Origin of the sequence: Staphylococcus sp. HL28 (assembly GCF_021117155.1) — a bacterium.
Classification (GTDB): domain Bacteria; phylum Bacillota; class Bacilli; order Staphylococcales; family Staphylococcaceae; genus Staphylococcus; species Staphylococcus warneri.
Genome location: NZ_CP088218.1, coordinates 2,316,165 through 2,339,836, shown reverse-complemented (window position 1 = coordinate 2,339,836; position 23,672 = coordinate 2,316,165). Strand labels below are relative to the sequence as shown.

General features: G+C 33.6%; 22 protein-coding genes. All 22 read left to right on the top strand.

What is annotated here, in order from left to right; genetic code table 11:
- Nucleotides 1–33 precede the first annotated feature (33 nt).
- The 22 genes from metG (at nt 34) to ftsH (ending at nt 23,618) form a co-directional block, all read left to right on the top strand.
- Nucleotides 34–2,004 (top strand): methionine--tRNA ligase, encoded by a 1,971-nt coding sequence (gene metG / locus LPC11_RS11445; protein ID WP_023374607.1) that lies wholly within the window; start codon nt 34–36, stop codon nt 2,002–2,004.
- Between the two features lie 26 nt (nt 2,005–2,030).
- Complete coding sequence (locus LPC11_RS11440; protein ID WP_023374608.1) at nt 2,031–2,807, top strand: TatD family hydrolase; 777 nt, start codon at nt 2,031–2,033, stop codon at nt 2,805–2,807.
- A gap of 142 nt (nt 2,808–2,949) precedes the next feature.
- The gene (rnmV, locus tag LPC11_RS11435) at nt 2,950–3,498 is read left to right on the top strand and encodes a ribonuclease M5 (RefSeq protein WP_023374609.1); all 549 of its coding nucleotides are present in this window, start codon (nt 2,950–2,952) and stop codon (nt 3,496–3,498) included.
- Between the two features lie 4 nt (nt 3,499–3,502).
- On the top strand, nt 3,503–4,393 hold the full coding sequence (rsmA, locus tag LPC11_RS11430) for a 16S rRNA (adenine(1518)-N(6)/adenine(1519)-N(6))-dimethyltransferase RsmA (protein WP_023374610.1): 891 nt from the start codon (nt 3,503–3,505) through the stop codon (nt 4,391–4,393).
- A 99-nt stretch (nt 4,394–4,492) separates the two neighbouring features.
- Entirely contained in the window at nt 4,493–4,756 is a 264-nt protein-coding gene (gene veg, locus LPC11_RS11425; protein WP_002451728.1) for a biofilm formation stimulator Veg, read from the top strand.
- 299 nt (nt 4,757–5,055) lie between these two features.
- The gene (gene ispE, locus LPC11_RS11420) at nt 5,056–5,904 is read left to right on the top strand and encodes a 4-(cytidine 5'-diphospho)-2-C-methyl-D-erythritol kinase (protein WP_002465703.1); all 849 of its coding nucleotides are present in this window, start codon (nt 5,056–5,058) and stop codon (nt 5,902–5,904) included.
- A gap of 14 nt (nt 5,905–5,918) precedes the next feature.
- A complete protein-coding gene (purR, locus tag LPC11_RS11415; RefSeq protein ID WP_023374611.1) occupies nt 5,919–6,743 on the top strand; it encodes a pur operon repressor in 825 nt (274 codons plus the stop codon).
- Nucleotides 6,744–6,759: 16 nt separating this feature from the next.
- A complete protein-coding gene (locus tag LPC11_RS11410; RefSeq protein WP_023374612.1) occupies nt 6,760–7,134 on the top strand; it encodes a RidA family protein in 375 nt (124 codons plus the stop codon).
- A 72-nt stretch (nt 7,135–7,206) separates the two neighbouring features.
- A complete protein-coding gene (gene spoVG / locus LPC11_RS11405) occupies nt 7,207–7,518 on the top strand; it encodes a septation regulator SpoVG (protein WP_002451732.1) in 312 nt (103 codons plus the stop codon).
- 312 nt (nt 7,519–7,830) lie between these two features.
- Nucleotides 7,831–9,195, top strand: a complete 1,365-nt coding sequence (gene glmU, locus LPC11_RS11400) for a bifunctional UDP-N-acetylglucosamine diphosphorylase/glucosamine-1-phosphate N-acetyltransferase GlmU (RefSeq protein ID WP_231307277.1) — start codon at nt 7,831–7,833, stop codon at nt 9,193–9,195.
- A gap of 103 nt (nt 9,196–9,298) precedes the next feature.
- Nucleotides 9,299–10,264 carry a ribose-phosphate diphosphokinase gene (locus tag LPC11_RS11395; protein ID WP_002451734.1) on the top strand — a complete coding sequence of 322 codons (966 nt, stop codon included), beginning with the start codon at nt 9,299–9,301 and terminating at the stop codon, nt 10,262–10,264.
- Nucleotides 10,265–10,416: 152 nt separating this feature from the next.
- Nucleotides 10,417–11,079, top strand: a complete 663-nt coding sequence (locus tag LPC11_RS11390) for a 50S ribosomal protein L25/general stress protein Ctc (RefSeq protein ID WP_002465710.1) — start codon at nt 10,417–10,419, stop codon at nt 11,077–11,079.
- Between the two features lie 234 nt (nt 11,080–11,313).
- Entirely contained in the window at nt 11,314–11,886 is a 573-nt protein-coding gene (pth, locus tag LPC11_RS11385; protein WP_023374614.1) for an aminoacyl-tRNA hydrolase, read from the top strand.
- Complete coding sequence (mfd, locus tag LPC11_RS11380) at nt 11,883–15,392, top strand: transcription-repair coupling factor (protein ID WP_231307276.1); 3,510 nt, start codon at nt 11,883–11,885, stop codon at nt 15,390–15,392. The genes pth and mfd overlap by 4 nt, the downstream gene beginning before the upstream one ends.
- A complete protein-coding gene (locus LPC11_RS11375; RefSeq protein ID WP_231307275.1) occupies nt 15,382–16,911 on the top strand; it encodes a polysaccharide biosynthesis protein in 1,530 nt (509 codons plus the stop codon). The genes mfd and LPC11_RS11375 overlap by 11 nt, the downstream gene beginning before the upstream one ends.
- Nucleotides 16,908–18,098, top strand: coding sequence for a MazG nucleotide pyrophosphohydrolase domain-containing protein (locus tag LPC11_RS11370; RefSeq protein ID WP_107566334.1), 1,191 nt, complete (start codon nt 16,908–16,910; stop codon nt 18,096–18,098). The genes LPC11_RS11375 and LPC11_RS11370 overlap by 4 nt, the downstream gene beginning before the upstream one ends.
- Nucleotides 18,095–18,361 carry an RNA-binding S4 domain-containing protein gene (locus tag LPC11_RS11365; RefSeq protein WP_023374618.1) on the top strand — a complete coding sequence of 89 codons (267 nt, stop codon included), beginning with the start codon at nt 18,095–18,097 and terminating at the stop codon, nt 18,359–18,361. The genes LPC11_RS11370 and LPC11_RS11365 overlap by 4 nt, the downstream gene beginning before the upstream one ends.
- A 20-nt stretch (nt 18,362–18,381) precedes the next feature.
- On the top strand, nt 18,382–18,780 hold the full coding sequence (gene divIC, locus LPC11_RS11360; RefSeq protein WP_023374619.1) for a cell division protein DivIC: 399 nt from the start codon (nt 18,382–18,384) through the stop codon (nt 18,778–18,780).
- Between the two features lie 102 nt (nt 18,781–18,882).
- Complete coding sequence (locus LPC11_RS11355; protein WP_002451742.1) at nt 18,883–19,290, top strand: S1 domain-containing RNA-binding protein; 408 nt, start codon at nt 18,883–18,885, stop codon at nt 19,288–19,290.
- A 164-nt stretch (nt 19,291–19,454) separates the two neighbouring features.
- Complete coding sequence (gene tilS, locus LPC11_RS11350; RefSeq protein WP_231307274.1) at nt 19,455–20,753, top strand: tRNA lysidine(34) synthetase TilS; 1,299 nt, start codon at nt 19,455–19,457, stop codon at nt 20,751–20,753.
- A 3-nt stretch (nt 20,754–20,756) separates the two neighbouring features.
- Nucleotides 20,757–21,293, top strand: coding sequence for a hypoxanthine phosphoribosyltransferase (gene hpt, locus LPC11_RS11345; RefSeq protein WP_023374621.1), 537 nt, complete (start codon nt 20,757–20,759; stop codon nt 21,291–21,293).
- Nucleotides 21,294–21,560: 267 nt separating this feature from the next.
- Complete coding sequence (gene ftsH, locus LPC11_RS11340; protein ID WP_023374622.1) at nt 21,561–23,618, top strand: ATP-dependent zinc metalloprotease FtsH; 2,058 nt, start codon at nt 21,561–21,563, stop codon at nt 23,616–23,618.
- The last annotated feature ends 54 nt before the right edge of the window (nt 23,619–23,672 follow it).

Below are 23,672 nucleotides of genomic sequence, written 5' to 3'. Positions count from 1 at the left end.
CATTTAACATGTAAGAAATGAGGAGGACCTTTGATGGCTAAAGATACATTTTATATAACAACCCCAATTTATTATCCAAGTGGTAACTTGCATATTGGGCATGCATACTCAACTGTAGCAGGTGATGTGATTGCTAGATATAAACGAATGCAAGGATATGACGTTCGTTATTTAACAGGAACAGATGAGCATGGTCAAAAAATTCAAGAAAAAGCACAAAAAGCTGGTAAAACTGAATTAGAATATTTAGATGAGATGATTGCTGGAATTAAAAGTTTATGGGATAAATTAGAAATCTCAAATGATGATTTCATTCGAACTACTGAAGAACGACATAAGCAAGTCGTTGAAAAAGTATTCGAACGTTTATTAAAACAAGGTGACATTTACCTTGGTGAGTATGAGGGATGGTATTCTGTACCAGACGAAACATATTACACAGAGTCACAATTAGTTGAACCTGTTTATGAAAATGGCAAGATTGTTGGAGGGAAAAGTCCTGATTCAGGCCATGAAGTAGAATTAGTAAAAGAAGAAAGTTATTTCTTTAATATTAAAAAATATACTGATCGTTTACTTGAATTCTATGATCAAAATCCTGACTTTATTCAACCGCCTTCAAGAAAAAATGAAATGATTAATAACTTTATTAAACCAGGTTTAGAAGATTTAGCTGTTTCACGTACGTCATTTAACTGGGGCGTTAGTGTGCCTTCAAATCCTAAACATGTTGTTTATGTATGGATAGACGCGTTAGTAAATTATATTTCTTCTCTAGGTTATTTATCAGATGACGAAACGTTATTTAACAAATATTGGCCAGCAGATATCCACTTGATGGCCAAAGAAATCGTACGATTCCATTCAATTATTTGGCCAATTTTATTAATGGCATTAGATTTACCATTACCTAAGAAAGTCTTTGCACATGGTTGGATACTAATGAAAGACGGTAAAATGAGTAAATCAAAAGGCAATGTTGTTGACCCTAATGTATTAATTGATCGTTATGGCTTAGATGCTACGCGTTATTATTTAATGCGAGAATTACCATTTGGTTCAGACGGTGTGTTTACACCAGAAGCGTTTGTTGAACGTACTAACTATGATTTAGCTAATGATTTAGGTAACTTAGTAAATCGTACCATTTCAATGATTAATAAATATTTCCAAGGTGAACTTCCTGCATATCAAGGTCCTAAACATGAATTAGACGAAGACATGGAAGCTATGGCGCTAGATACAGTTAAAGAGTTCCATGAAAATATGGAGAGTTTACAATTCTCTGTAGCTTTATCAACAGTTTGGAAATTTATTAGCCGTACTAATAAATATATTGATGAGACGACACCATGGGTTTTAGCGAAAGATGAAAGTCAAAAAGATATGTTGGGCAATGTGATGGCACATCTTGTTGAAAACATCCGCTTTGCAACTGTATTATTACGACCATTTATTACACATGCACCAAAAGAAATATTTAAACAATTAAATATTAATAATCCAGAGTTAATGGAATTCTCAAGTTTAGAGACTTATGGTGCCTTAACAGAACCTATCACTGTAATAGCTAAACCAACACCAATATTCCCTAGATTGGATACTGAAGCGGAAATTGCTTATATTAAAGAATCAATGCAACCACCAAAATCTGAGGAAAAAGAAGATATTCCAAGTAAAGACATCATTGATATTAAAGACTTTGATAAAGTGGAAATTAAAGCTGCAACAGTGATTGATGCTGAAAATGTTAAGAAATCAGATAAACTATTAAAAATTCAAGTGGATTTAGACAATGAACAACGACAAATTGTTTCTGGTATTGCGAAATTCTATCGTCCTGAAGATATCATTGGTAAAAAAGTTGCTGTAGTAACTAACTTAAAACCTGCGAAATTAATGGGACAAAAATCTGAAGGTATGATTTTATCAGCAGAAAAAGATGGTGTGTTAACATTGATTAGCTTGCCAAATGCTATTCCAAATGGCGCAATCATTAAGTAATCATGCTTTAAATTAGGAGGATAATCATGTTAATTGATACACATGTACATTTAAACGATGAGCAATATGATGAAGATTTAAATGATGTCATCACTCGTGCAAGAGAAGATGGTGTTGATCGTATGTTTGTAGTTGGTTTTGATACACCAACAATTGAACGTACAATGGAATTAATTGATAAATATGATTTTGTTTATGGTATCATCGGTTGGCACCCTGTAGATGCCATCGATTGTACTGAAGAAAGATTAGAATGGATAGAAAACTTATCAAAACATCCAAAAATTATTGGCATCGGTGAAATGGGATTAGATTATCACTGGGATAAGTCGCCTGCCGATGTTCAAAAAGAAGTCTTTAGAAAGCAAATTGCTTTAGCTAAACGTGTACAATTACCAATTATTATTCACAATCGTGAAGCAACACAAGACTGTATAGATATTCTGATGGAAGAGCATGCTGAAGAAATTGGTGGCATTATGCATAGCTTTAGTGCATCTCCAGAAATCGCTGACGTTGTCATCAACAAGCTAAACTTTTACGTTTCCTTAGGTGGCCCAGTCACATTTAAAAATGCGAAACAACCCAAAGAGGTTGCCAAACATGTACCGATGGATCGATTATTAGTCGAAACAGATGCGCCTTATCTATCACCACACCCATTTAGAGGAAAGCGTAATGAACCACAACGTGTAACATTAGTAGCACAACAAATCGCTGAATTACGTGATATGAGCTATGAAGAGGTATGTCGTCAGACAACGGAAAATGCAGAGAGACTATTTAATTTAAATCAAGCATAATTACTAGATTGAGAAAGGTATCATTTATTGGATATCTTTCTCATTTTTTATTAAATTAAGACTGAAGGCAGTGTTATTAATGATATTTTGTTAGAATAAGATGAATCAAGATTTTCATTAAAATGAAGAAGGAATTAAGAACATGAAAATAAATGAATTTATAGTTGTAGAAGGCAGAGATGATACACAAAGAGTTAAATCTGCGGTGGAATGCGATACAATTGAAACGAATGGTAGTGCTGTTGATGATGATGTGATAGCTGTTATTAAACAGGCACAAGAAACACGTGGCGTTATTATCTTAACCGACCCAGATTTTCCTGGTGACAAAATAAGAAATACGATAAAAGACCGTGTACCTGGTGTAAAACACGCATATATAGACAGGGAAAAAGCTAAAAACAAAAGAGGGAAAATAGGTGTTGAGCATGCACACGTAGATGATATAAAAGAAGCACTCATGCATGTTAGTTCCCCTTTTGAAGAAGCAGAAGAATCCATTGATAAAAATGTATTAATCGAATTAGGGCTCATTATAGGACATGATGCCCGTAGACGACGAGAAATTCTAGGTCGAAAATTACATATTGGGCATTCTAATGGTAAACAACTGTTGAAAAAATTGAATGCCTTTGGATATACAGAAGAAGATGTACGACGTGCATTAAACGAAGATAAGGGAAGTGAGTAAAGATATGGAACATAAAGATATAGCTACACCATCGCGTACAAGAGCATTATTAGACCAATATGGATTTGATTTCAAAAAAAGTTTGGGACAAAACTTCCTAGTAGACGTTAACATTATTAATAAGATCATCGATGCTAGTGATATTGATGAAAATACAGGCATAATAGAAGTAGGACCAGGTATGGGTTCATTAACTGAACAATTAGCAAAACATGCTAAAAAAGTAATGTCATTTGAAATTGATCATCGATTAATACCTGTATTGAAAGATACCTTGGCACCATACGATAATGTCACAATTATCAACGAAGATATTTTAAAAGCGGATATCGCTACAGCAGTAACTGAACATTTAAAAGACTGCGATAAAATAATGGTTGTGGCTAATTTACCATATTATATAACTACACCTATATTACTTAATTTAATGCAGCAAGATATACCAATAGATGGTTATGTTGTGATGATGCAAAAAGAAGTTGGAGAGCGTTTAAATGCAGAGGTGGGTACGAAAGCTTATGGCTCGTTATCGATTGTGACGCAGTATTATACTGAAACCAGTAAAGTCCTAACAGTGCCTAAAACTGTATTTATGCCACCACCTAATGTGGATTCCATAGTGGTTAAATTAATGCAAAGATCAACACCGTTAGTAGATATCGATGATGAAGAAGCATTCTTTAAATTAGCAAAAGCTGCATTTGCACAACGACGCAAGACGATTAATAACAATTATCAAAATTTCTTTAAAGAAGGAAAACAACATAAAGAGAGTATATTAAGTTGGTTAGAAAAAGCAAATATTGACCCTAGACGAAGAGGCGAAACATTGTCAATTCAGGATTTTGCTCAACTTTACAAAGAATTAAACAATTTCCCTGAATTAATAAATTAAATTGTTGACAAACCCCGATTACCTTGATAAAATTTTAGTTTTATTTGACAAAATCGCTATAAACATGGTAATATAACACTTGTAGCGAGGTGGAGCAATATGCCAAAATCAATTTTGGACATCAAAAATTCTATTGATTGTCATTTAGGAAATCGTATTGTACTTAAAGCCAATGGTGGTCGTAAGAAAACAATCGAACGTTCTGGTGTTTTAAAAGAAACATACCCATCAGTATTTGTCGTTGAACTTGACCAAGACAAGCATAACTTCGAAAGAGTATCTTATACATACACTGATGTGTTAACTGAGAACGTACAAGTTTCATTTGAAGAAGATAATCATCAAGAAGCAATTGCACACTAATAAGACATATGACATAGATGTAGATATATCTACTCTATCAATTTAAGTTTTATATCATATTAAGGTGAGTATTGAGCAACATGTTCAATACTCTTTTTTTGTACTTTTAAGTGAAAATACATTTTAGCGCTATAGAAAAAATACATTAATAACTAACATACTGTAATTTAATAGTTTTTTATTATATTTCAATAATGAATGATATAATTATTTGTGAAAAAAATGAACATTATCTATCAAATCTTTTATCCCTTTATGTTAAAATCATCTTATTAAGATTACGAAGAGAGGGCGGAAAAATGATATATGAAACGGCACCTGCCAAAATAAATTTTACGCTCGATACACTTTTTAAAAGAGACGATGGATATCACGAGATTGAAATGATAATGACTACCGTAGATTTAAACGATCGATTATCTTTTCAGAAAAGAGATGATAGGAAGATCGTTGTTGAAATCGAACACAACTTTGTAACTGACGATCATAAAAATTTAGCATATAAAGCTGCTGAATTAATGACGAAAACATATGATTTGAAACAAGGTGTAACGATTACAATTGATAAAGATATTCCAGTATCGGCTGGTTTAGCAGGGGGCTCAGCAGATGCGGCAGCTACGATGAGAGGTATGAATCGCTTATTTAATTTAAATTTATCTTTAGATGAGTTATGTGCACTTGGTAGTCAAATTGGGACAGATGTTTCATTTTGTATATACAATAAGACTGCCTATTGTACAGGACGTGGTGAAAAAGTGAAGTTTTTGAACAAACCTCCTTCTGCTTGGGTTGTTTTAGCTAAGCCTAATTTAGGTATCTCATCACCGGACGTATTTAAAGCTTTGGATTTAAATTTCACGCATAAAGTATTTACTCAAAACTGTATAGAAGCTTTAAAAAAATCAGATTATAAGAAGTTATGTACAAGTTTATCTAACAGATTAGAACCGATTTCTATGGAGATGCATCCAGAAATCAAAAAGATCAAGGAAAATATGATCCAATGTGGTGCAGATGGTGCATTAATGAGTGGTAGTGGTCCAACAGTTTATGGATTAGCACAAAAAGAAAGTCAGGCTAAAAATATTTATAATGCAGTGAATGGTTGTTGCAATGAAGTATATTTAGTTAGATTATTAGGATAGAAGGGTTGGAAATAATGAGGTATAAAAGAAGTGAACGGATTGTGTTTATGACACAGTATTTGATGAATCACCCAAACAAACTGATTCCTTTAACATTCTTTGTAGATAAATTTCAACAAGCGAAATCGTCAATCAGCGAAGATGTTCAAATTATAAAAAGTACTTTCCAAAAAGAAGCATTAGGTACGGTCATTACTACTGCTGGTGCAAGCGGTGGTGTAACGTACAAACCGATGATGAGTAAAGAAGAAGCAACAGAAGTGGTTAACGAAGTTATCTCGCTATTAGATGAAAAGGATAGACTTCTGCCTGGTGGCTACTTATTCTTATCTGACTTAGTTGGTAATCCTACATTATTAAACAAAGTAGGTAAGATGATAGCAAGTATATATATGGATGAACAATTAGATGCAGTTGTAACGATTGCTACTAAAGGTATATCGCTTGCCAATGCAGTTGCAAACGTATTAAATTTACCTGTAGTGGTTATTAGAAAAGACAATAAAGTAACTGAAGGATCTACGGTTTCTATTAATTATGTTTCAGGTTCATCTCGAAAAATAGAAACGATGGTATTATCCAAGCGCACATTAGCTGAGAATTCTAATGTTCTTGTTGTTGATGATTTTATGAGAGCAGGTGGCTCAATCAACGGTGTTATGAATTTAATGAATGAGTTTAAAGCACACGTAAAAGGGGTATCAGTACTTGTAGAATCGAAAGAAGTAAAGCAAAGATTAATAGAAGATTATACTTCCTTGGTAAGACTATCAGATGTCGATGAATATAATCAGGAATTTAAAGTAGAGCCAGGCAACAGCTTGTCTAAATTTTCTTAAAGGAGCGAATCACATCATGAAAATTATTAACACAAACAAAGCACCGGAAGCATTAGGACCTTATTCACATGCTACAGTAGTAAATGGTCTAGTATACACATCAGGTCAAATTCCACTTAATTTAGAAGGGGAAATTGTAAGCGATGATGTAAAAGATCAAACTAAACAAGTTTTAGAAAACTTATCTGTGGTACTTAAAGAAGCAGGTTCAGATTTAGAAAACGTTGTTAAAGCAACTATTTTTATTTCTGATATGAATGATTTTCAATATATAAATGAGGTATATGGAAATTATTTTGATAAACATCAACCAGCACGTAGTTGTGTCGAAGTAGCGCGACTACCTAAAGATGTTAAAGTAGAAATTGAATTGATTAGTAAAGTTAAATAAAGGATATAATTTTTCTTTTAAGCAATTGTCAAGCTTCTAATAAAACAAAGATATACTAGGGGGGCTCACTACATGAAAGTGACAGATGTAAGACTTAGAAAAATAGATACAGATGGTAGAATGAAAGCACTTGTTTCTATCACGCTAGACGAGGCATTCGTAATCCACGATTTACGTGTGATTGAAGGAAATTCAGGTCTATTCGTCGCAATGCCAAGTAAACGTACACCAGATGGTGAATTCCGCGATATCGCGCATCCAATCAACTCAGAAATGAGACAAGAGATTCAAGATGCGGTGATGAAAGTATATGATGAAACTGATGAAGTGATTCCAGATAAAAATGCTACATCAGGCGAGTCTGACGAATCTAACGAAGCTTAAATATAAAAATTACATTGCAGAGTCGACATAACAGAATGTGTTGACTCTGTTTTTACATTTTCGTCATCTTTTAAATGAGCCCCTACCCCCCTTTTTTTCTCATTAAGTTGAATTGATTTCTCAAATTTTGAAACTGATTTGTCAAAAGTAATAAATGTGAATCTAAATAAATCGAGTCATCATGCATATATTAAAAATTTAAAACAGGCGTATGATTAAGTGATTATGACTTGGTAGGTTATATGTTGAAAGAGTGATAGCGGTTAAATTATAATAATAACGAAGTGTATATTTAATGGAGGGTTAGCATTCATGCAAAGACATGCAATAATATTGGCAGCAGGTAAAGGCACTAGGATGAAATCGAATAAATATAAAGTGCTACATGAAATCGCTGGCAAAACTATGATAGAACATGTGGTTGAAAATGTTCAACAATCAGGTGTGAACCAATTAATTACAATTGTTGGTCACGGTGCTGAAAGTGTAAAAGAAACATTGGGTGATCAATCACTTTATAGTTTTCAAGAAGAACAACTTGGGACGGCACATGCAGTAAAAATGGCACAACCTCATTTGATAAATAATGAGGGGACAACACTAGTTGTATGTGGTGATACACCACTTATTACATCAGAAACACTTACATCTTTAATCGAGAGACATGAAGCATCTCAGTCTCAAGCAACAGTTCTAACTGCCACAGCAATCAATCCAACAGGTTATGGCAGAATTGTCAAAGATAGCGAAGGACATTTATTACGAATTGTAGAAGAAAAAGATGCTAACATAGAAGAAAAGGCAATAACTGAAATAAGTTCTGGAATCTTTGCGTTCGATAACAAAACTTTATTTGAAAAGTTAGAACAAGTTAAGAATGATAATGCACAAGGAGAATATTATTTACCAGATGTGATTTCTTTAATTATTAATGAAAATGGTAAAGCAAGTACATATCACACTGATGATTTCGAAGAGATTATGGGTGTGAATGATAGAGTAATGTTAAGCCAAGCTGAAAAGGCAATACAGAAACGTATCAATCTATTTCATATGAGAAATGGTGTGACAATTATTGATCCCAATAATACATTTATTGGACCAGATGTAAAAATTGGTATGGACACAATCATTGAACCTGGCGTAAGAATTAATGGTTCAACTGTAATTGGAGAAGAAGTTACAGTTGGACAATATTCAGAAATTAATAATAGTGTGATTGCATCTCATGCACATATTAAACAATCAGTAATCAACGATTCAGAAGTGGGCGAATACACGAATGTTGGTCCATTTGCACAGTTAAGACCAGGGTCTCAATTAGGTGCAGAGGTTAAAGTAGGTAACTTTGTAGAAGTGAAGAAAGCTGAACTTAAAGACGGAGCTAAAGTATCACATTTAAGTTATATTGGTGATGCGGTAATTGGTGAACGTACAAATATTGGATGTGGCTCTATTACTGTTAACTATGATGGTGTGAATAAGTTCAAAACTGTGATTGGTAAAGATGCGTTTATTGGATGTAATACAAACTTAATTGCACCAGTAACAGTTGGAGATCATTCGCTTATAGCAGCAGGATCAACAATCACTGATGATATCCCAAATGAAAGTTTGGCATTGGCACGAGTAAGACAAGTTAATAAAGATGGTTATTTAAGCAGCAAAAATAAATAGCTGAAATGAATATGTAAAATTAGTATTTAGACTTTGGCATAGTAATCAAGTTTAATTTTCTATATAATAGTAGTTGTGTAAGTAAATAATTGGAGGACTATAAATGTTAAATAATGAATATAAGAATTCATCGCTAAAGATCTTTTCACTCAAAGGTAATGAACCTTTAGCACAGGAAGTTGCAGATCATGTAGGGATTGAATTAGGTAAGTGTTCTGTTAAGCGTTTCAGTGATGGAGAAATTCAAATCAATATCGAAGAAAGTATTCGTGGTTGCGATGTCTTTATTATCCAACCTACTTCATACCCAGTTAATCTACATCTAATGGAATTACTTATTATGATTGACGCTTGTAAACGTGCATCAGCGGCAAATATTAACATCGTAGTACCTTATTATGGGTATGCTCGTCAAGACAGAAAAGCACGTAGTCGTGAACCGATTACTGCTAAGTTAGTAGCTAATTTAATTGAAACTGCAGGGGCTAATCGCATGATTGCTTTAGATTTACATGCACCTCAAATCCAAGGTTTCTTTGATATTCCAATTGATCATTTAATGGGCGTACCTATTTTAGCGCAACATTTCCAAAATGATCCTGCCATTAACCCAGAAGAATGTGTTGTTGTTTCTCCTGACCATGGTGGTGTAACAAGAGCACGTAAATTGGCAGACATTTTAAAAACTCCAATTGCAATTATTGATAAACGTCGTCCTAAGCCAAACGTAGCTGAAGTAATGAATATTGTGGGCGATATTGAGGGCAGAACAGCTATCATTATTGATGATATTATTGATACAGCTGGTACTATTACGTTAGCAGCACAAGCATTAAAAGATAAGGGTGCTAAAGAAGTATATGCATGTTGTACACACCCTGTATTATCAGGCCCAGCTAAAGAACGTATTGAGAATTCAGCAATTAAAGAACTTATTGTAACAAATTCAATTCAATTAGAAGAAAGTCGTAAACCTACAAATACTAAAGAACTTTCAGTTGCTGGTTTAATTGGTAAAGCCATTATCCGAGTATACGAAAGAGAGTCAGTAAGTGTATTATTCGACTAAAATTGTTAAATGAGTTTGACGAAAGCGATATAAGCGTGTATAATACATTCGTTCGTGATTATACGAATAAATAAACACTTGCAAGCAACGAATGATGTTGATGGGTAAGTGAGGAGCTCGTAAAAGAGCGAAAAATGAAAGGTGGAAATAGAATGACTTCATTAAAGTCAATCATCCGTCAAGGTAAACAAACACGTTCTGACCTTAAACAATTAAGAAATGCTGGTAAAGTACCTGCAGTTGTATATGGTTACGGAACAAAAAATACTTCAGTTAAAGTTGATGAAGTTGAATTTATCAAAGTTATCCGTGAAGTAGGACGTAACGGTGTTATCGAATTAGGTGTTGGTTCTAAATCAATCAAAGTTATGGTATCAGATTACCAATATGATCCATTGAAAAACCAAATCACTCATATCGATTTCTTAGCTATCAACATGACTGAAGAACGTACTGTAGAAGTACCAGTTCAATTAGTTGGTGAAGCAGTAGGCGCTAAAGAAGGCGGCGTAGTTGAACAACCATTATTCAACTTAGAAGTTACTGCAACTCCAGATAATATCCCTGAAGTAATTGAAGTTGATATCACTGAATTAAATATCAACGACAGCTATTCAGTTGCTGATATTAAAGTATCTGGTGACTTCACTATTGAAAACGAACCAGAAGATTCTATCGTAACTGTAGTACCTCCAACAGATGAGCCTACTGAAGAAGAAGTAGAAGCTATGGAAGGCGAAGCAGCTACTGAAGAACCTGAACGTGTTGGTGAAGAAAACGACGACGAAGAAGAAGAAAATAAAGAAGAAGAATAAGATTTTTATTTTAATGAATAAGGTCTTATAAAGTTTCTTAACTTTCTTAACGGGCACTATGCTTATACTAATAAGCATAGTGCTTTTTGTGTTATTATAGGGAATGATTATAAATTTGTGGCTAAGAAATTAGATTATAAAACATACGTAAAATGACAGTTAAATCAAATGATTGAGTATGTAAATTAAAAAAGTCACTTAATAAATAAAGAATTAACATGGAGGTAACGACATATGAAATGTATTGTAGGTCTTGGGAATATTGGTAAACGATTTGAATTAACAAGACACAATATTGGCTTCGAAGTCATTGATTATATACTAGAACGACATAGTTTCACCTTGGACAAACAAAAATTCAAAGGTGCATATACAATTGAAAGAATGAATGGTGATAAAGTTCTGCTTATTGAACCTATGACAATGATGAACTTGTCTGGTGAAGCTGTCGCGCCATTGATGGATTACTACAATATTGACGTAGACGATTTAATTGTGTTATATGACGATTTAGACTTAGAACAAGGACAAGTACGTTTACGTCAAAAAGGTAGCGCAGGTGGTCATAATGGTATGAAATCAATTATCAAAATGCTTGGCACTGACCAATTTAAGAGAATTCGTATTGGTGTTGGTCGACCAACGAATGGTATGTCTGTTCCTGATTATGTACTTCAACGTTTTTCTAAAGAAGAAATGACTACAATGGAGAAAGTTATTGAACATTCAGCTAATGCTGTAGAAGCATTCATTGAAACATCTCGATTTGACAATGTGATGAATGAATATAATGGTGAAGTGAATTGAGACAAGTTATTTCTAACTATGTAAAAGAAGATAAACGTTTTCAGGAATTAGACCAGGTTTTTGGCCAAGATAATATTTTAGTTACGGGTCTATCACCTTCAGCAAAAGCTACCATTATTGCTGAAAAATATTTAGCCGATCAAAAGCAAATGTTGTTAGTAACTAATAATCTGTATCAAGCGGATAAAATTGAAGCGGATATATTACAATATGTCAGTGGCGAAGAAGTTTATAAATACCCAGTTCAAGATATCATGACCGAAGAATTTTCTACACAAAGCCCTCAACTTATGAGTGAGCGTGTTAGAACGCTAACCGCTCTTGCTCATGGAGAAAAAGGGTTATTTATTGTTCCGTTAAATGGATTGAAAAAGTGTTTAACACCAGTAGAAATGTGGCGCAATCATCAAATGACGTTAAATGTTGGTGATGATATAGATGTTGACGATTTTCTAAATAAATTAGTCAATATGGGATATCGTAGAGAAAGTGTTGTTTCTCACATTGGTGAATTCTCACTAAGAGGTGGCATTATAGATATTTATCCTTTAATTGGAGCACCTGTTAGAATTGAATTATTTGATACAGAAATAGATTCAATTCGTGATTTCGATGTGGAAACACAACGTTCTAACGATAACTTGGAATCAGTAGAAATAACTACAGCAAGTGACTATATTATTACTGATGAAGTGATTAATCATCTACAAACACAATTAAAGGCCGCATATGAAGATACAAGACCAAAAATTGAAAAATCTGTGAGAAATGACTTAAAAGAGACATATGAAAGTTTCAAACTTTTTGAATCTACGTTCTTTGATCATCAATTATTACGACGATTAGTTGCATTTATGTATGACCAACCATCAACGATTATTGATTATTTTGCGAATGATGTTGTGATAGCTGTTGATGAATATAATCGTATTAAAGAAACAGAAGAAACGTTAACGACTGAAGTTGATGATTTTATTAATAACTTAATTGAAAGTGGTAATGGATTTATTGGTCAAAGCTTTATGCAATATGATGGCTTTGAAACTTTATTAGAAGAACGACCTGTGGCTTATTTTACGCTTTTCACTTCTTCTATGCCTGTGGAATTAGATCATATTATTAAATTCTCATGTAAACCTGTACAGCAGTTCTATGGTCAATACGACATTATGCGTTCAGAGTTCCAAAGATTTATCCATAATGACTATGCGATTGTAGTCTTAGTCGAAACAGAGACGAAGGTTGAGCGTATACAATCTATGCTTAATGAAATGCATATACCTGTCGTAACACATATTGATCAGGCCTCAACAAGTGGTCAAGCAATTGTTGTCGAAGGCAGTCTTTCTGAAGGTTTTGAATTACCTTATATGCAATTAGTGGTTATTACAGAAAGAGAATTATTCAAGACCAAGCAGAAAAAGCAACGTAAACGTACTAAAACCATGTCGAATGCAGAAAAAATTAAGTCATACCAAGATTTAAATGTTGGAGATTATGTTGTTCATGTTCATCACGGTGTAGGACGATATTTAGGTGTAGAAACTTTAGAAGTTGGAGAACAACATAGGGACTATATTAAGTTACAGTACAAAGGTACAGACCAATTGTTCGTTCCGGTTGATCAAATGGATCAAGTTCAAAAATATGTTGCTTCCGAAGACAAATCACCTCGTTTAAATAAATTAGGTGGCACTGAATGGAAAAAGACGAAAGCTAAAGTTCAACAAAGTGTTGAAGACATAGCAGATGAATTAATCGATTTATATAAACAAAGAGAAATGTCAGTTGGCTATCAATTTGGTCCAGACACTGAAGAACAGTCTACGTTTGAATTAGATTTCCCATATGAGCTAACACCAGACCAAAGTAAATCTATTGAAGAAATAAAAGGTGACATGGAACGTGAACGTCCAATGGATCGCTTATTATGTGGTGATGTAGGATATGGTAAGACTGAGGTTGCTGTTCGTGCCGCTTTCAAAGCTGTCATGGAAGGTAAACAAGTCGCATTCCTTGTACCTACGACGATATTAGCTCAACAACATTACGAAACATTAATTGAACGTATGCAAGATTTTCCAGTTGAAATTCAATTGATTAGTAGATTCCGCTCAACTAAAGAAGTGAAAGAAACTAAAGAAGGACTTAAATCTGGTTATGTAGATATTGTTGTAGGTACACATAAGTTATTAGGCAAAGATATTCATTACAAAGATTTAGGTTTACTTATTGTCGATGAAGAACAACGTTTTGGTGTGCGTCATAAAGAAAGAATTAAGACGCTAAAAAATAATGTAGATGTGTTAACGTTAACAGCTACGCCGATACCAAGAACACTGCATATGAGTATGCTTGGTGTACGTGATTTATCGGTCATCGAAACGCCACCTGAAAATCGTTTCCCAGTGCAAACTTATGTTTTAGAGCAAAATACTAACTTTATTAAAGAAGCATTAGAACGTGAACTATCTCGTGATGGTCAAGTCTTCTATTTATATAATAAAGTTCAGTCCATTTATGAAAAGAGAGAGCAACTGCAAATGTTAATGCCAGATGCCAACATTGCGGTAGCGCATGGGCAAATGACTGAACGAGATTTAGAGGAAACAATGCTCAGCTTCATCAATCATGAATACGATATCTTAGTGACTACGACAATCATTGAAACTGGTGTCGATGTACCAAATGCGAATACATTGATTATTGAAGAAGCGGATCGCTTCGGTTTAAGTCAATTGTACCAATTACGTGGACGTGTAGGTCGTTCAAGTAGAATAGGGTATGCTTATTTCCTTCATCCTGCAAATAAGGTGTTAAACGAAACAGCTGAGGAAAGACTACAAGCCATTAAAGAATTTACCGAATTAGGTTCTGGATTTAAAATAGCGATGCGCGACTTGAATATTAGAGGTGCAGGTAATTTACTCGGGAAACAACAACATGGATTTATAGATTCAGTTGGTTTCGATTTATATTCTCAAATGCTTGAAGAAGCAGTTAATGAAAAACGAGGTATCAAAGAGGAAACGCCAGATGTACCAGACGTAGAAGTCGAACTGAATTTAGACGCCTATTTACCGGCGGAATATATTCAAAATGAACAAGCTAAAATTGAAATTTATAAAAAATTACGCAAAGTTGAAACAGAAGATCAACTCATGGATATTAAAGATGAACTCATCGATCGCTTTAACGAATATCCAACAGAAGTTGAACGTTTATTAGATATTGTAGAAATCAAAATGCATGCACTTCATGCGAGTATTACAAAAATTAAAGATACGGGTAAACAAATTCAAATATTCTTATCTGAGAAATCAACTGCTGATATTGACGGAGAGTCATTATTTAAAAATACACAACCACTTGGAAGAACGATGAAAGTCGGCGTAGAGAATAGTGCAATGAAAGTGACACTCACTAAATCTAAACAATGGCTAGACAACTTAAAATTCTTAGTGAAATGTATTGAAGAAAGTATGAGCATTAAAGATGAAGCATAAGTCGGCATTTAATGGTGTAGTGATATTAACGCTTGCGTTAGTCATTGTTAAAGTATTAAGTGCGATATATAGAGTGCCTTATCAAAATATACTTGGAGATGAGGGATTGTATGCTTATCAACAAGTTTATCCTATTGTTGCTTTAGGTATGATTTTATCTATGAATGCTATTCCAAGTGCAGTGACGCAAAACTTAGGTATGGATCACCGTTCACAATATTATTCTAAAGTGCTGCTTATTATACAAAGTGTAGGTATAGGTATATGTTTCGTTGTATTTGGGAGCGCAGGCATTGTTTCACGTTTAATGGGCGATGGACATTTAGCACCTATGATTAGAATGGCTAGTTTTAGTTTTGTATTTGTTGGTGTGTTAGGAGTATTAAGAGGATATTTTCAATCCAGACAAGACATGAATGTGCCAGCTATTTCCCAGGTTATAGAACAATTCATTCGAGTAGGATTTATTATGATAGCTATTTTCCTATTTTTGACACAACATTGGACTATTTACCAAGCTGGCTCGTTATCAATCATTGCTTCTTCAATCGGCTTTTTAGGTTCAACACTTTATCTAGTATCTAAACGACCGTTTAAGTTGAAATTAGCTTCTAAAGGAACGAAAATTCAATGGACCCAGTTACTTATTGCTATTCTTATTTTTGCTTTGAGTCAGTTAATTGTTATTTTGTGGCAAGTCGCAGATAGTTTTACTGTCATCCATACTTTGAAAATGACAGGACTGCCATTTGAAGAGGCGATTAAACAAAAAGGTATATATGATAGAGGAGCTTCTTTTATTCAAATGGGATTAATTGTAACAACAACGTTTAGTTTTGTCTTAATTCCATTATTAACCGAAGCCATTCAATATAAGCAATCGATTCAAATGTATAGATATGCTAACGCCTCACTAAAAATTACTATATTGATTAGTTCGGCAGCAGGTATAGGTTTGATGAATGTCTTACCACTTATGAATAAAGTGTTTTTCAAGACAGATAGCGAGACAGTAACGTTATGCGTTTATATGTTGACGGTTATTGGTGTATCATTGATTATGATGGATATTGCATTATTGCAAGTACTTAATCAAATCAAACCGATAGTGATTGGTTTTATAGTAGGATTATTATCTAAAGCTATATTCAATATAGTTTTCATTTATCAACTTCATATTTTAGGTGCTAGTATAAGTACAGTGTTATCGTTAATTATTTTTGCGAGTATACTTCACCGTGCCGTATTGAAATCTTATCATTTTAATCAAATGAATAAATTTATTATAAAATTAGTAGGCGGGTTGTTTATAATGTCAGTTATTGTCCAACTGATGATGACTATCTTACCGTCTAGCGGACGTTTAATTGGATTAATATCTTTATTAATCAGTGCCGTAGTTGGTGTAGGGGTATTTATTATATACGTCGGTATTTTTAATGTTTTAAGTTATAGGGAATTGAAATTTTTACCTTTAGGGGACAAGTTATATCACTTTAAGAAAGGAAGACGTTCATGACGCATACGATTACGATTATTGGTTTAGGAAACTATGATATCGATGATTTGCCTTTAGGTATATATCGATTTATTCAAAAGCAAGATAAAATATATGCACGCACTCTTGAACACCCTGTAATTGAATCATTAAAAAGTGAAATTGATTTTGAGGGCTTTGATGATATATACGAAGCGAATGAACAGTTTGATGCTGTTTACAATCAAATTGTTGAACAGTTGATTAATAAAGCACACCAGTCGGATATTGTATACGCTGTGCCAGGGCATCCCCGTGTTGCCGAAACGACAACAGCTAAATTAATGGCGTATCATAATCAGAATGATGATATAGAAGTGAAAGTATTAGGTGGAAAAAGTTTTATTGATGATGTATTCGAAGCGGTTGCAGTTGAACCTAATGATGGTTTTACATTATTAGATGGAACCGCGTTAGAAGAAGCGAAACTAAATGTTCGCACTAATACTTTGATAACTCAAGTATATAGCGCAATGGTAGCAGCAGATATCAAGTTGACGTTGATGGAACGTTATCCAGATGAGCATATTGTAAAAATTGTTACAGGTGCGCGTAGTGGTGATGCACAAGTAACTGAATGTGCTTTATTCGAGCTAGATCATTTTGACACTGCTTTCAATAATTTAACAAGTGTCTTTGTGCCTAAAATTGTAGCAGATGAATCACTATATAATGACTTTAGCTTTGCTGAACAAACGATTGATTTACTTGTTGATGATGAAAAAGGTTGCCCTTGGGATAAAGTTCAAACACATCAAACATTAAAACGCTACCTGTTAGAAGAAACGTTTGAATTATTTGAGGCAATTGATAATGAAGACGATTGGCATATGGTGGAAGAATTAGGAGACATACTATTACAGGTGTTATTGCATACAAGTATCGGTAAAAAAGAAGGCTATTTTGATTTAAAAGAAGTAGTCGCAAGTTTAAATGATAAAATGATTCGTCGTCACCCACATATATTTAGTGATGAATCTGCTGAATCTATAGAGGATTTAAAAACGATATGGGCAACTGCTAAATCTAATGAAGGTAAAAAACCACGAGTGAAATTCGAGAAAGTATTTGCAGACCATTTCATGTCATTGTATGATAAAACAAAAAATAAAGATTTTGACGAAGTGGCTCTTAAACAATTTTTAGAGCAAGGAGAGACTCATCAATGAGATTAGATAAATTTTTAAAAGTGTCTAGATTAATTAAACGTCGAACATTAGCTAAGGAAATTAGTGACCAAGGACGTATTACTATTAATGGTAATGTAGCAAAAGCAGGTACAGATGTTAAAGTTGGAGATGAACTCGTTATTCGTTTCGGCCAAAAACTTGTAACTGTTAATGTAACAGGATTAAATGAACATGCATCTAAAGAAAATGCTAAAGGTATGTATGAATTAGTCAAAGAAGAACGTATTAATGAATTTGAATAGACAAAGTGAGGTGACAAGCTATGAATAATAAAGTTGAAAATATCGGTAATCAATATACATCAAAAGAGAATCAAAAAAAGCAACGACAACGTAAAAAGATGCGTGTTGTGCGTCGAAGAATCGCATTGTTTGGTGGTATCATGCTAGCGATTATCATTTTATTATGCATTATGCTTGTCTTCCAAAAACACAGTAACGAAAAAGATGCAGTGGAAAGAAAACATAAAGAAGAGCAATTTCAAAAACAACAAGACGAAGAAATCGCATTGAAAGAAAAGCTAAATAATTTGAATGATAAAGATTATATCGAAAAAGTGGCGCGTGATGATTATTATTTAAGTAATAAAGGCGAAGTGATTTTTAGATTGCCAAATGATAATAAATCCTCTAAGGCTAAATCTTCAGATGAGAATAATTAATTAAAGAGAAATAAAATAATCGCATTATAGCATTGTGAAATTGCTTCAACAGGAATATAATAAAGTTAAAATCGAATGAAATCGGGAGGATTTATTTAGAATATGTCAATCGAAGTAGGAAATAAGCTTAAAGGTAAAGTCACTGGTATTAAAAAATTCGGTGCATTCGTTGAGTTACCTGAAGGAAAAAGTGGCTTAGTCCATATTAGTGAAGTGGCTGACAACTATGTTGAAAATGTGGAAGATCATTTATCTTTAGGTGATGAAGTAGAAGTTAAAGTACTTTCAATCGCGGATGATGGCAAAATTAGTCTTTCAATTAAAAAAGCGAAAGATCGTCCACAACGTAAACCACAGCACAATAATAAATCACATCAAAGTAAACCAGCTCCAAAAGGTGAAGACTTTGAAAAGAAATTAAGTAACTTCTTAAAAGATAGTGAAGATAAATTAACTTCTATTAAACGTCAAACTGAATCTAGACGTGGTGGTAAAGGTTCAAGACGTTAATTTCATAAACCAAGTCTGTTGTAATAACTTAACATAGCTTTTGTATTGCTAATTACTTTGAATAACAGACAATCTAAGACTGTTTCTTGATGAAGGAGCAGTCTATTTTTATTGTAACAATGTACTGATGATAGCTATTTAAATGCTTGGAGGTGAAAGGTAAGATGGAACTTGATGCTACAGGATGGTCGGAACAGGATCATATTGTATTAGCCGTATCAACAGGTATAGATAGTATGTGTTTACTGCATCTTTTATTAAATGAATATCAACATACATATAGAAAGTTGACATGCATTCATGTTAATCACGGGTTAAGACAAGCATCCACAGAAGAAGAGACATTTTTTAAAACGTATTGTGAAGAACATCAAATCGAGTATTATATTAAAAAACTAGATTTATCATCAACGGTTGAAGCTGGGAACAGTATTCAAAATGTATCACGCCAATACAGATATGAGTGGTTTGATTGTATTATGAAACAACTTGGGGCCAATGTGTTGCTAACTGCACATCATCAAGACGATCAAATCGAAACTATCTTTTATAGATTGTTCACAGGTAGATTCACACGTAGTCATTTAGGTATTGCTTATACTTCTCAACGCAGTAGTTACCAACTAATTCGTCCGATGCTAGACATCTCAAAAGCGACGATCAAATCTTATCAAAATCAATATAACGTTCCGTTTTTTGAGGATGCCTCTAATCATAAAAATGTATACGTCAGAAATGATATAAGAAATCGTATCATACCAGCAGTAATGGATAATCAACAACTAGACGTAGCGCACTTATTAAAATTAAAATCTTGGCATGACCAAGAATTAGCTACACTTAGAAAATCGGCACATCACTTTATCAATGAAGCAGTACAAGTATCTGAGAATCAAGATAAAATAGTGATTCCTAGAGGACGATTTAATCGATTGACAGATAATTTGAAAGTACATGTGCTTGATCAATTATTTGAAAAGACAACACTGTCTAAAACGATATCTGATAAAATGTATCAAACATGGTTTAATCAAATTTCAAATCAAAAATCACAATTCACAATTGATATAACAGATAAATGGATAATTCAAATTGCATATGATACATTAATAATAATGGCTAATACAGAAATGAACGACGTGAATTCAACACAAGTCATCGAAGTACCTCATACATATCGTTTTGGTGATTATGAGATTGAAATACAACCTGACTTTCCATTAAATCAGTTCCCATTAACAATAAGACAACGTCAAAATGGCGATCGTTTTTTATTAAATGGATATGCTGGCAAACATAAAAAAGTAAGTCGATTGTTAATAGATAAAAAAATCGATGCTATTGAACGAAATCGTTTACCAGTTGTTATCGATGCAGAAGGTAAAATAATTGCTGTAGGTAAATTGTTTATGAACAAAGACTATAAACATTATATAAATATTAGAAATATTGGAGATGAATAACAAATGCACGAGGATATAAAAAGTATTGTATTAAGTGAAGAAGATATTCAAAATATTTGCAAGGATTTAGGACAACAGTTAACTAAAGATTACCAAGATAAGCCACTTGTTTGTGTGGGTATCTTAAAAGGTTCAGTTATGTTTATGGCAGACTTAATTAAGCGAATTGATACACACTTATCAATAGACTTTATGGATGTTTCAAGTTACCACGGGGGTACTGAATCTACTGGTGAAGTTCAAATTATCAAAGATTTAGGTTCATCAATTGAAAATAAAGATGTACTCATTATCGAAGATATTTTAGAAACTGGTACTACATTAAAATCCATCACTGAATTATTAGAATCACGTAAAGTCAATTCATTAGAAATTGTTACTCTACTAGATAAACCAAATCGTAGAAAAGCTGATATTGAAGCTAAATACGTCGGCAAAAAAATTCCAGATGAATTCGTAGTCGGATATGGATTAGATTATGGTGAGCATTACAGAAACTTACCTTATATTGGTACTTTAAAACCTGAAGTTTATTCATAAGATATAGATTAGATTAAATCGGTACGTTGGACACGATGTTTTTTTGCTATGAATCAACATCAATATAGTGTAGACTCGATTTAAATCGTAAAAATTTAATTAAATTAGATATTTTGCAATCACGATATTATGAAAAATAAAAATCTCTATAGTGGAAATTGACTAAAATTGATAAACCAATACTAAAGTTGAAATAGTAGCCTGCTAAAGATGTATTGTGTTACAATTTTTGTTAGTTTTATTATTGGAAGTAGGAGGAAATGTCACATGCAGAAAGCGTTTCGCAATGTGCTAGTTATCGCAATTATAGGCGTTATCATATTTGGCCTGTTTTCTTTCTTAAATGGTAATGGAAATATGCCAAAACAGCTTACATATACGCAGTTTGTTAATAAATTGGATAAAGGCGATTTAAAATCATTAGAAATCCAACCTGAGCAAAATGTATACATGGTAAGTGGTAAAACAAAAAATGGTGAAGATTATTCATCAACAATATTATTTAATAATGAAAAAGATTTACAAAAAATTACTGATACAGCGAAGAAACAAGATGGATTGAAATTTACAGTTAAAGAAGAAGAAGAACAAAGTGTATTTGTTAGTATCTTAACAACATTGATTCCTGTTTTAATCATTGCTTTATTATTTATTTTCTTCCTTAGCCAAGCCCAAGGTGGGGGCGGCGGTGGTCGTATGATGAACTTTGGTAAATCCAAAGCTAAAATGTACGATAGTAGTAAACGCCGTGTTCGTTTCTCAGATGTTGCAGGCGCAGATGAAGAGAAACAAGAACTTGTTGAAATAGTAGATTTCTTAAAAGATAACAAGAAATTCAAGCAAATGGGATCTAGAATTCCGAAAGGTGTTTTACTTGTAGGTCCTCCAGGTACTGGTAAAACATTACTTGCACGTGCAGTTGCAGGTGAAGCTGGTGCGCCATTCTTCTCAATTAGTGGTTCAGACTTTGTTGAGATGTTTGTTGGTGTTGGTGCTAGCCGTGTGCGTGATTTATTTGAAAATGCGAAGAAAAATGCACCATGTATTATTTTCATTGATGAGATTGACGCAGTAGGTCGTCAACGTGGTGCTGGTGTCGGTGGTGGACACGATGAACGTGAACAAACATTGAACCAATTATTAGTTGAGATGGATGGATTTGGTGAAAATGAAGGTATCATTATGATTGCTGCAACAAACCGTCCTGACATTTTAGACCCAGCGTTATTACGTCCAGGTCGTTTCGATAGACAAATTCAAGTAGGTCGTCCAGATGTTAAAGGTCGTGAAGCTATTTTACATGTTCATGCTAAAAACAAACCGCTTGATGAAACTGTTGATTTAAAAGCTATTTCTCAAAGAACACCAGGATTCTCTGGTGCGGATTTAGAAAACTTATTAAATGAAGCGTCGTTAATCGCTGCTCGTGAAGGTAAGAACAAAATTGATATGCGTGATATTGAGGAAGCAACAGACCGAGTTATTGCTGGTCCTGCTAAAAAATCACGTGTTATCTCTGATAAAGAAAGAAACATTGTTGCACACCATGAAGCAGGTCATACAATTATCGGCATGGTGCTTGATGAAGCAGAAGTTGTACACAAAGTAACAATTGTTCCAAGAGGACAAGCTGGCGGTTATGCAATGATGTTACCTAAACAAGATCGTTTCTTAATGACTGAACCAGAACTATTAGACAAAATCTGTGGTTTATTAGGCGGTCGAGTTTCAGAAGATATTAACTTTGGAGAAGTATCAACTGGAGCATCTAACGACTTTGAAAGAGCAACTCAAATTGCTCGTTCTATGGTTACTGAATATGGTATGAGTAAAAAACTTGGGCCATTACAATTCTCTAGTAGCGGTGGCGGTCAAGTATTCTTAGGTAAAGACATGCAAGGTGAACCTAATTATTCAGGTCAAATCGCTTACGAAATTGATAAAGAAGTACAACGTATTGTTAAAGAACAATATGAGCGTTGTAAAGAAATCTTATTAGAGCATCAAGAACAATTAAAACTTATTGCTAAAACTTTACTTACAGAAGAAACATTGGTTGCTGAACAAATCCAATCATTATTCCATGAAGGTAAATTACCTGAGGTTGACTACGATTCAGCTGAAGTTGTTAAAGAAACTAATTCAGAATTTGATGAAGGTAAATATGGCAAATCATACGAAGATGTTCGTAAAGAGCAATCTTTAGATCATAAAGGTGAAGACAATCATGATGAAGATGAGTCAGAAGATGAACCAACTGGTCATGAACAATCACCAAATATAGACAAACCATATAATCCTAACGATCCAAACCATAGAGAGTAAAGAAGCACATAGTTAATCTCCCTACTATCACCCATATAGTAGGGAGATATTTTT

Coding starts and splice junctions, on each gene's coding strand:
- metG (WP_023374607.1), top strand. CDS start 34: ATGGCTAAAGATACATTTTATATAACAACCCCAATTTATTATCCAAGT.
- LPC11_RS11440 (WP_023374608.1), top strand. CDS start 2,031: ATGTTAATTGATACACATGTACATTTAAACGATGAGCAATATGATGAA.
- rnmV (WP_023374609.1), top strand. CDS start 2,950: ATGAAAATAAATGAATTTATAGTTGTAGAAGGCAGAGATGATACACAA.
- rsmA (WP_023374610.1), top strand. CDS start 3,503: ATGGAACATAAAGATATAGCTACACCATCGCGTACAAGAGCATTATTA.
- veg (WP_002451728.1), top strand. CDS start 4,493: ATGCCAAAATCAATTTTGGACATCAAAAATTCTATTGATTGTCATTTA.
- ispE (WP_002465703.1), top strand. CDS start 5,056: ATGATATATGAAACGGCACCTGCCAAAATAAATTTTACGCTCGATACA.
- purR (WP_023374611.1), top strand. CDS start 5,919: ATGAGGTATAAAAGAAGTGAACGGATTGTGTTTATGACACAGTATTTG.
- LPC11_RS11410 (WP_023374612.1), top strand. CDS start 6,760: ATGAAAATTATTAACACAAACAAAGCACCGGAAGCATTAGGACCTTAT.
- spoVG (WP_002451732.1), top strand. CDS start 7,207: ATGAAAGTGACAGATGTAAGACTTAGAAAAATAGATACAGATGGTAGA.
- glmU (WP_231307277.1), top strand. CDS start 7,831: ATGCAAAGACATGCAATAATATTGGCAGCAGGTAAAGGCACTAGGATG.
- LPC11_RS11395 (WP_002451734.1), top strand. CDS start 9,299: ATGTTAAATAATGAATATAAGAATTCATCGCTAAAGATCTTTTCACTC.
- LPC11_RS11390 (WP_002465710.1), top strand. CDS start 10,417: ATGACTTCATTAAAGTCAATCATCCGTCAAGGTAAACAAACACGTTCT.
- pth (WP_023374614.1), top strand. CDS start 11,314: ATGAAATGTATTGTAGGTCTTGGGAATATTGGTAAACGATTTGAATTA.
- LPC11_RS11375 (WP_231307275.1), top strand. CDS start 15,382: ATGAAGCATAAGTCGGCATTTAATGGTGTAGTGATATTAACGCTTGCG.
- LPC11_RS11370 (WP_107566334.1), top strand. CDS start 16,908: ATGACGCATACGATTACGATTATTGGTTTAGGAAACTATGATATCGAT.
- LPC11_RS11365 (WP_023374618.1), top strand. CDS start 18,095: ATGAGATTAGATAAATTTTTAAAAGTGTCTAGATTAATTAAACGTCGA.
- divIC (WP_023374619.1), top strand. CDS start 18,382: ATGAATAATAAAGTTGAAAATATCGGTAATCAATATACATCAAAAGAG.
- LPC11_RS11355 (WP_002451742.1), top strand. CDS start 18,883: ATGTCAATCGAAGTAGGAAATAAGCTTAAAGGTAAAGTCACTGGTATT.
- tilS (WP_231307274.1), top strand. CDS start 19,455: ATGGAACTTGATGCTACAGGATGGTCGGAACAGGATCATATTGTATTA.
- hpt (WP_023374621.1), top strand. CDS start 20,757: ATGCACGAGGATATAAAAAGTATTGTATTAAGTGAAGAAGATATTCAA.
- ftsH (WP_023374622.1), top strand. CDS start 21,561: ATGCAGAAAGCGTTTCGCAATGTGCTAGTTATCGCAATTATAGGCGTT.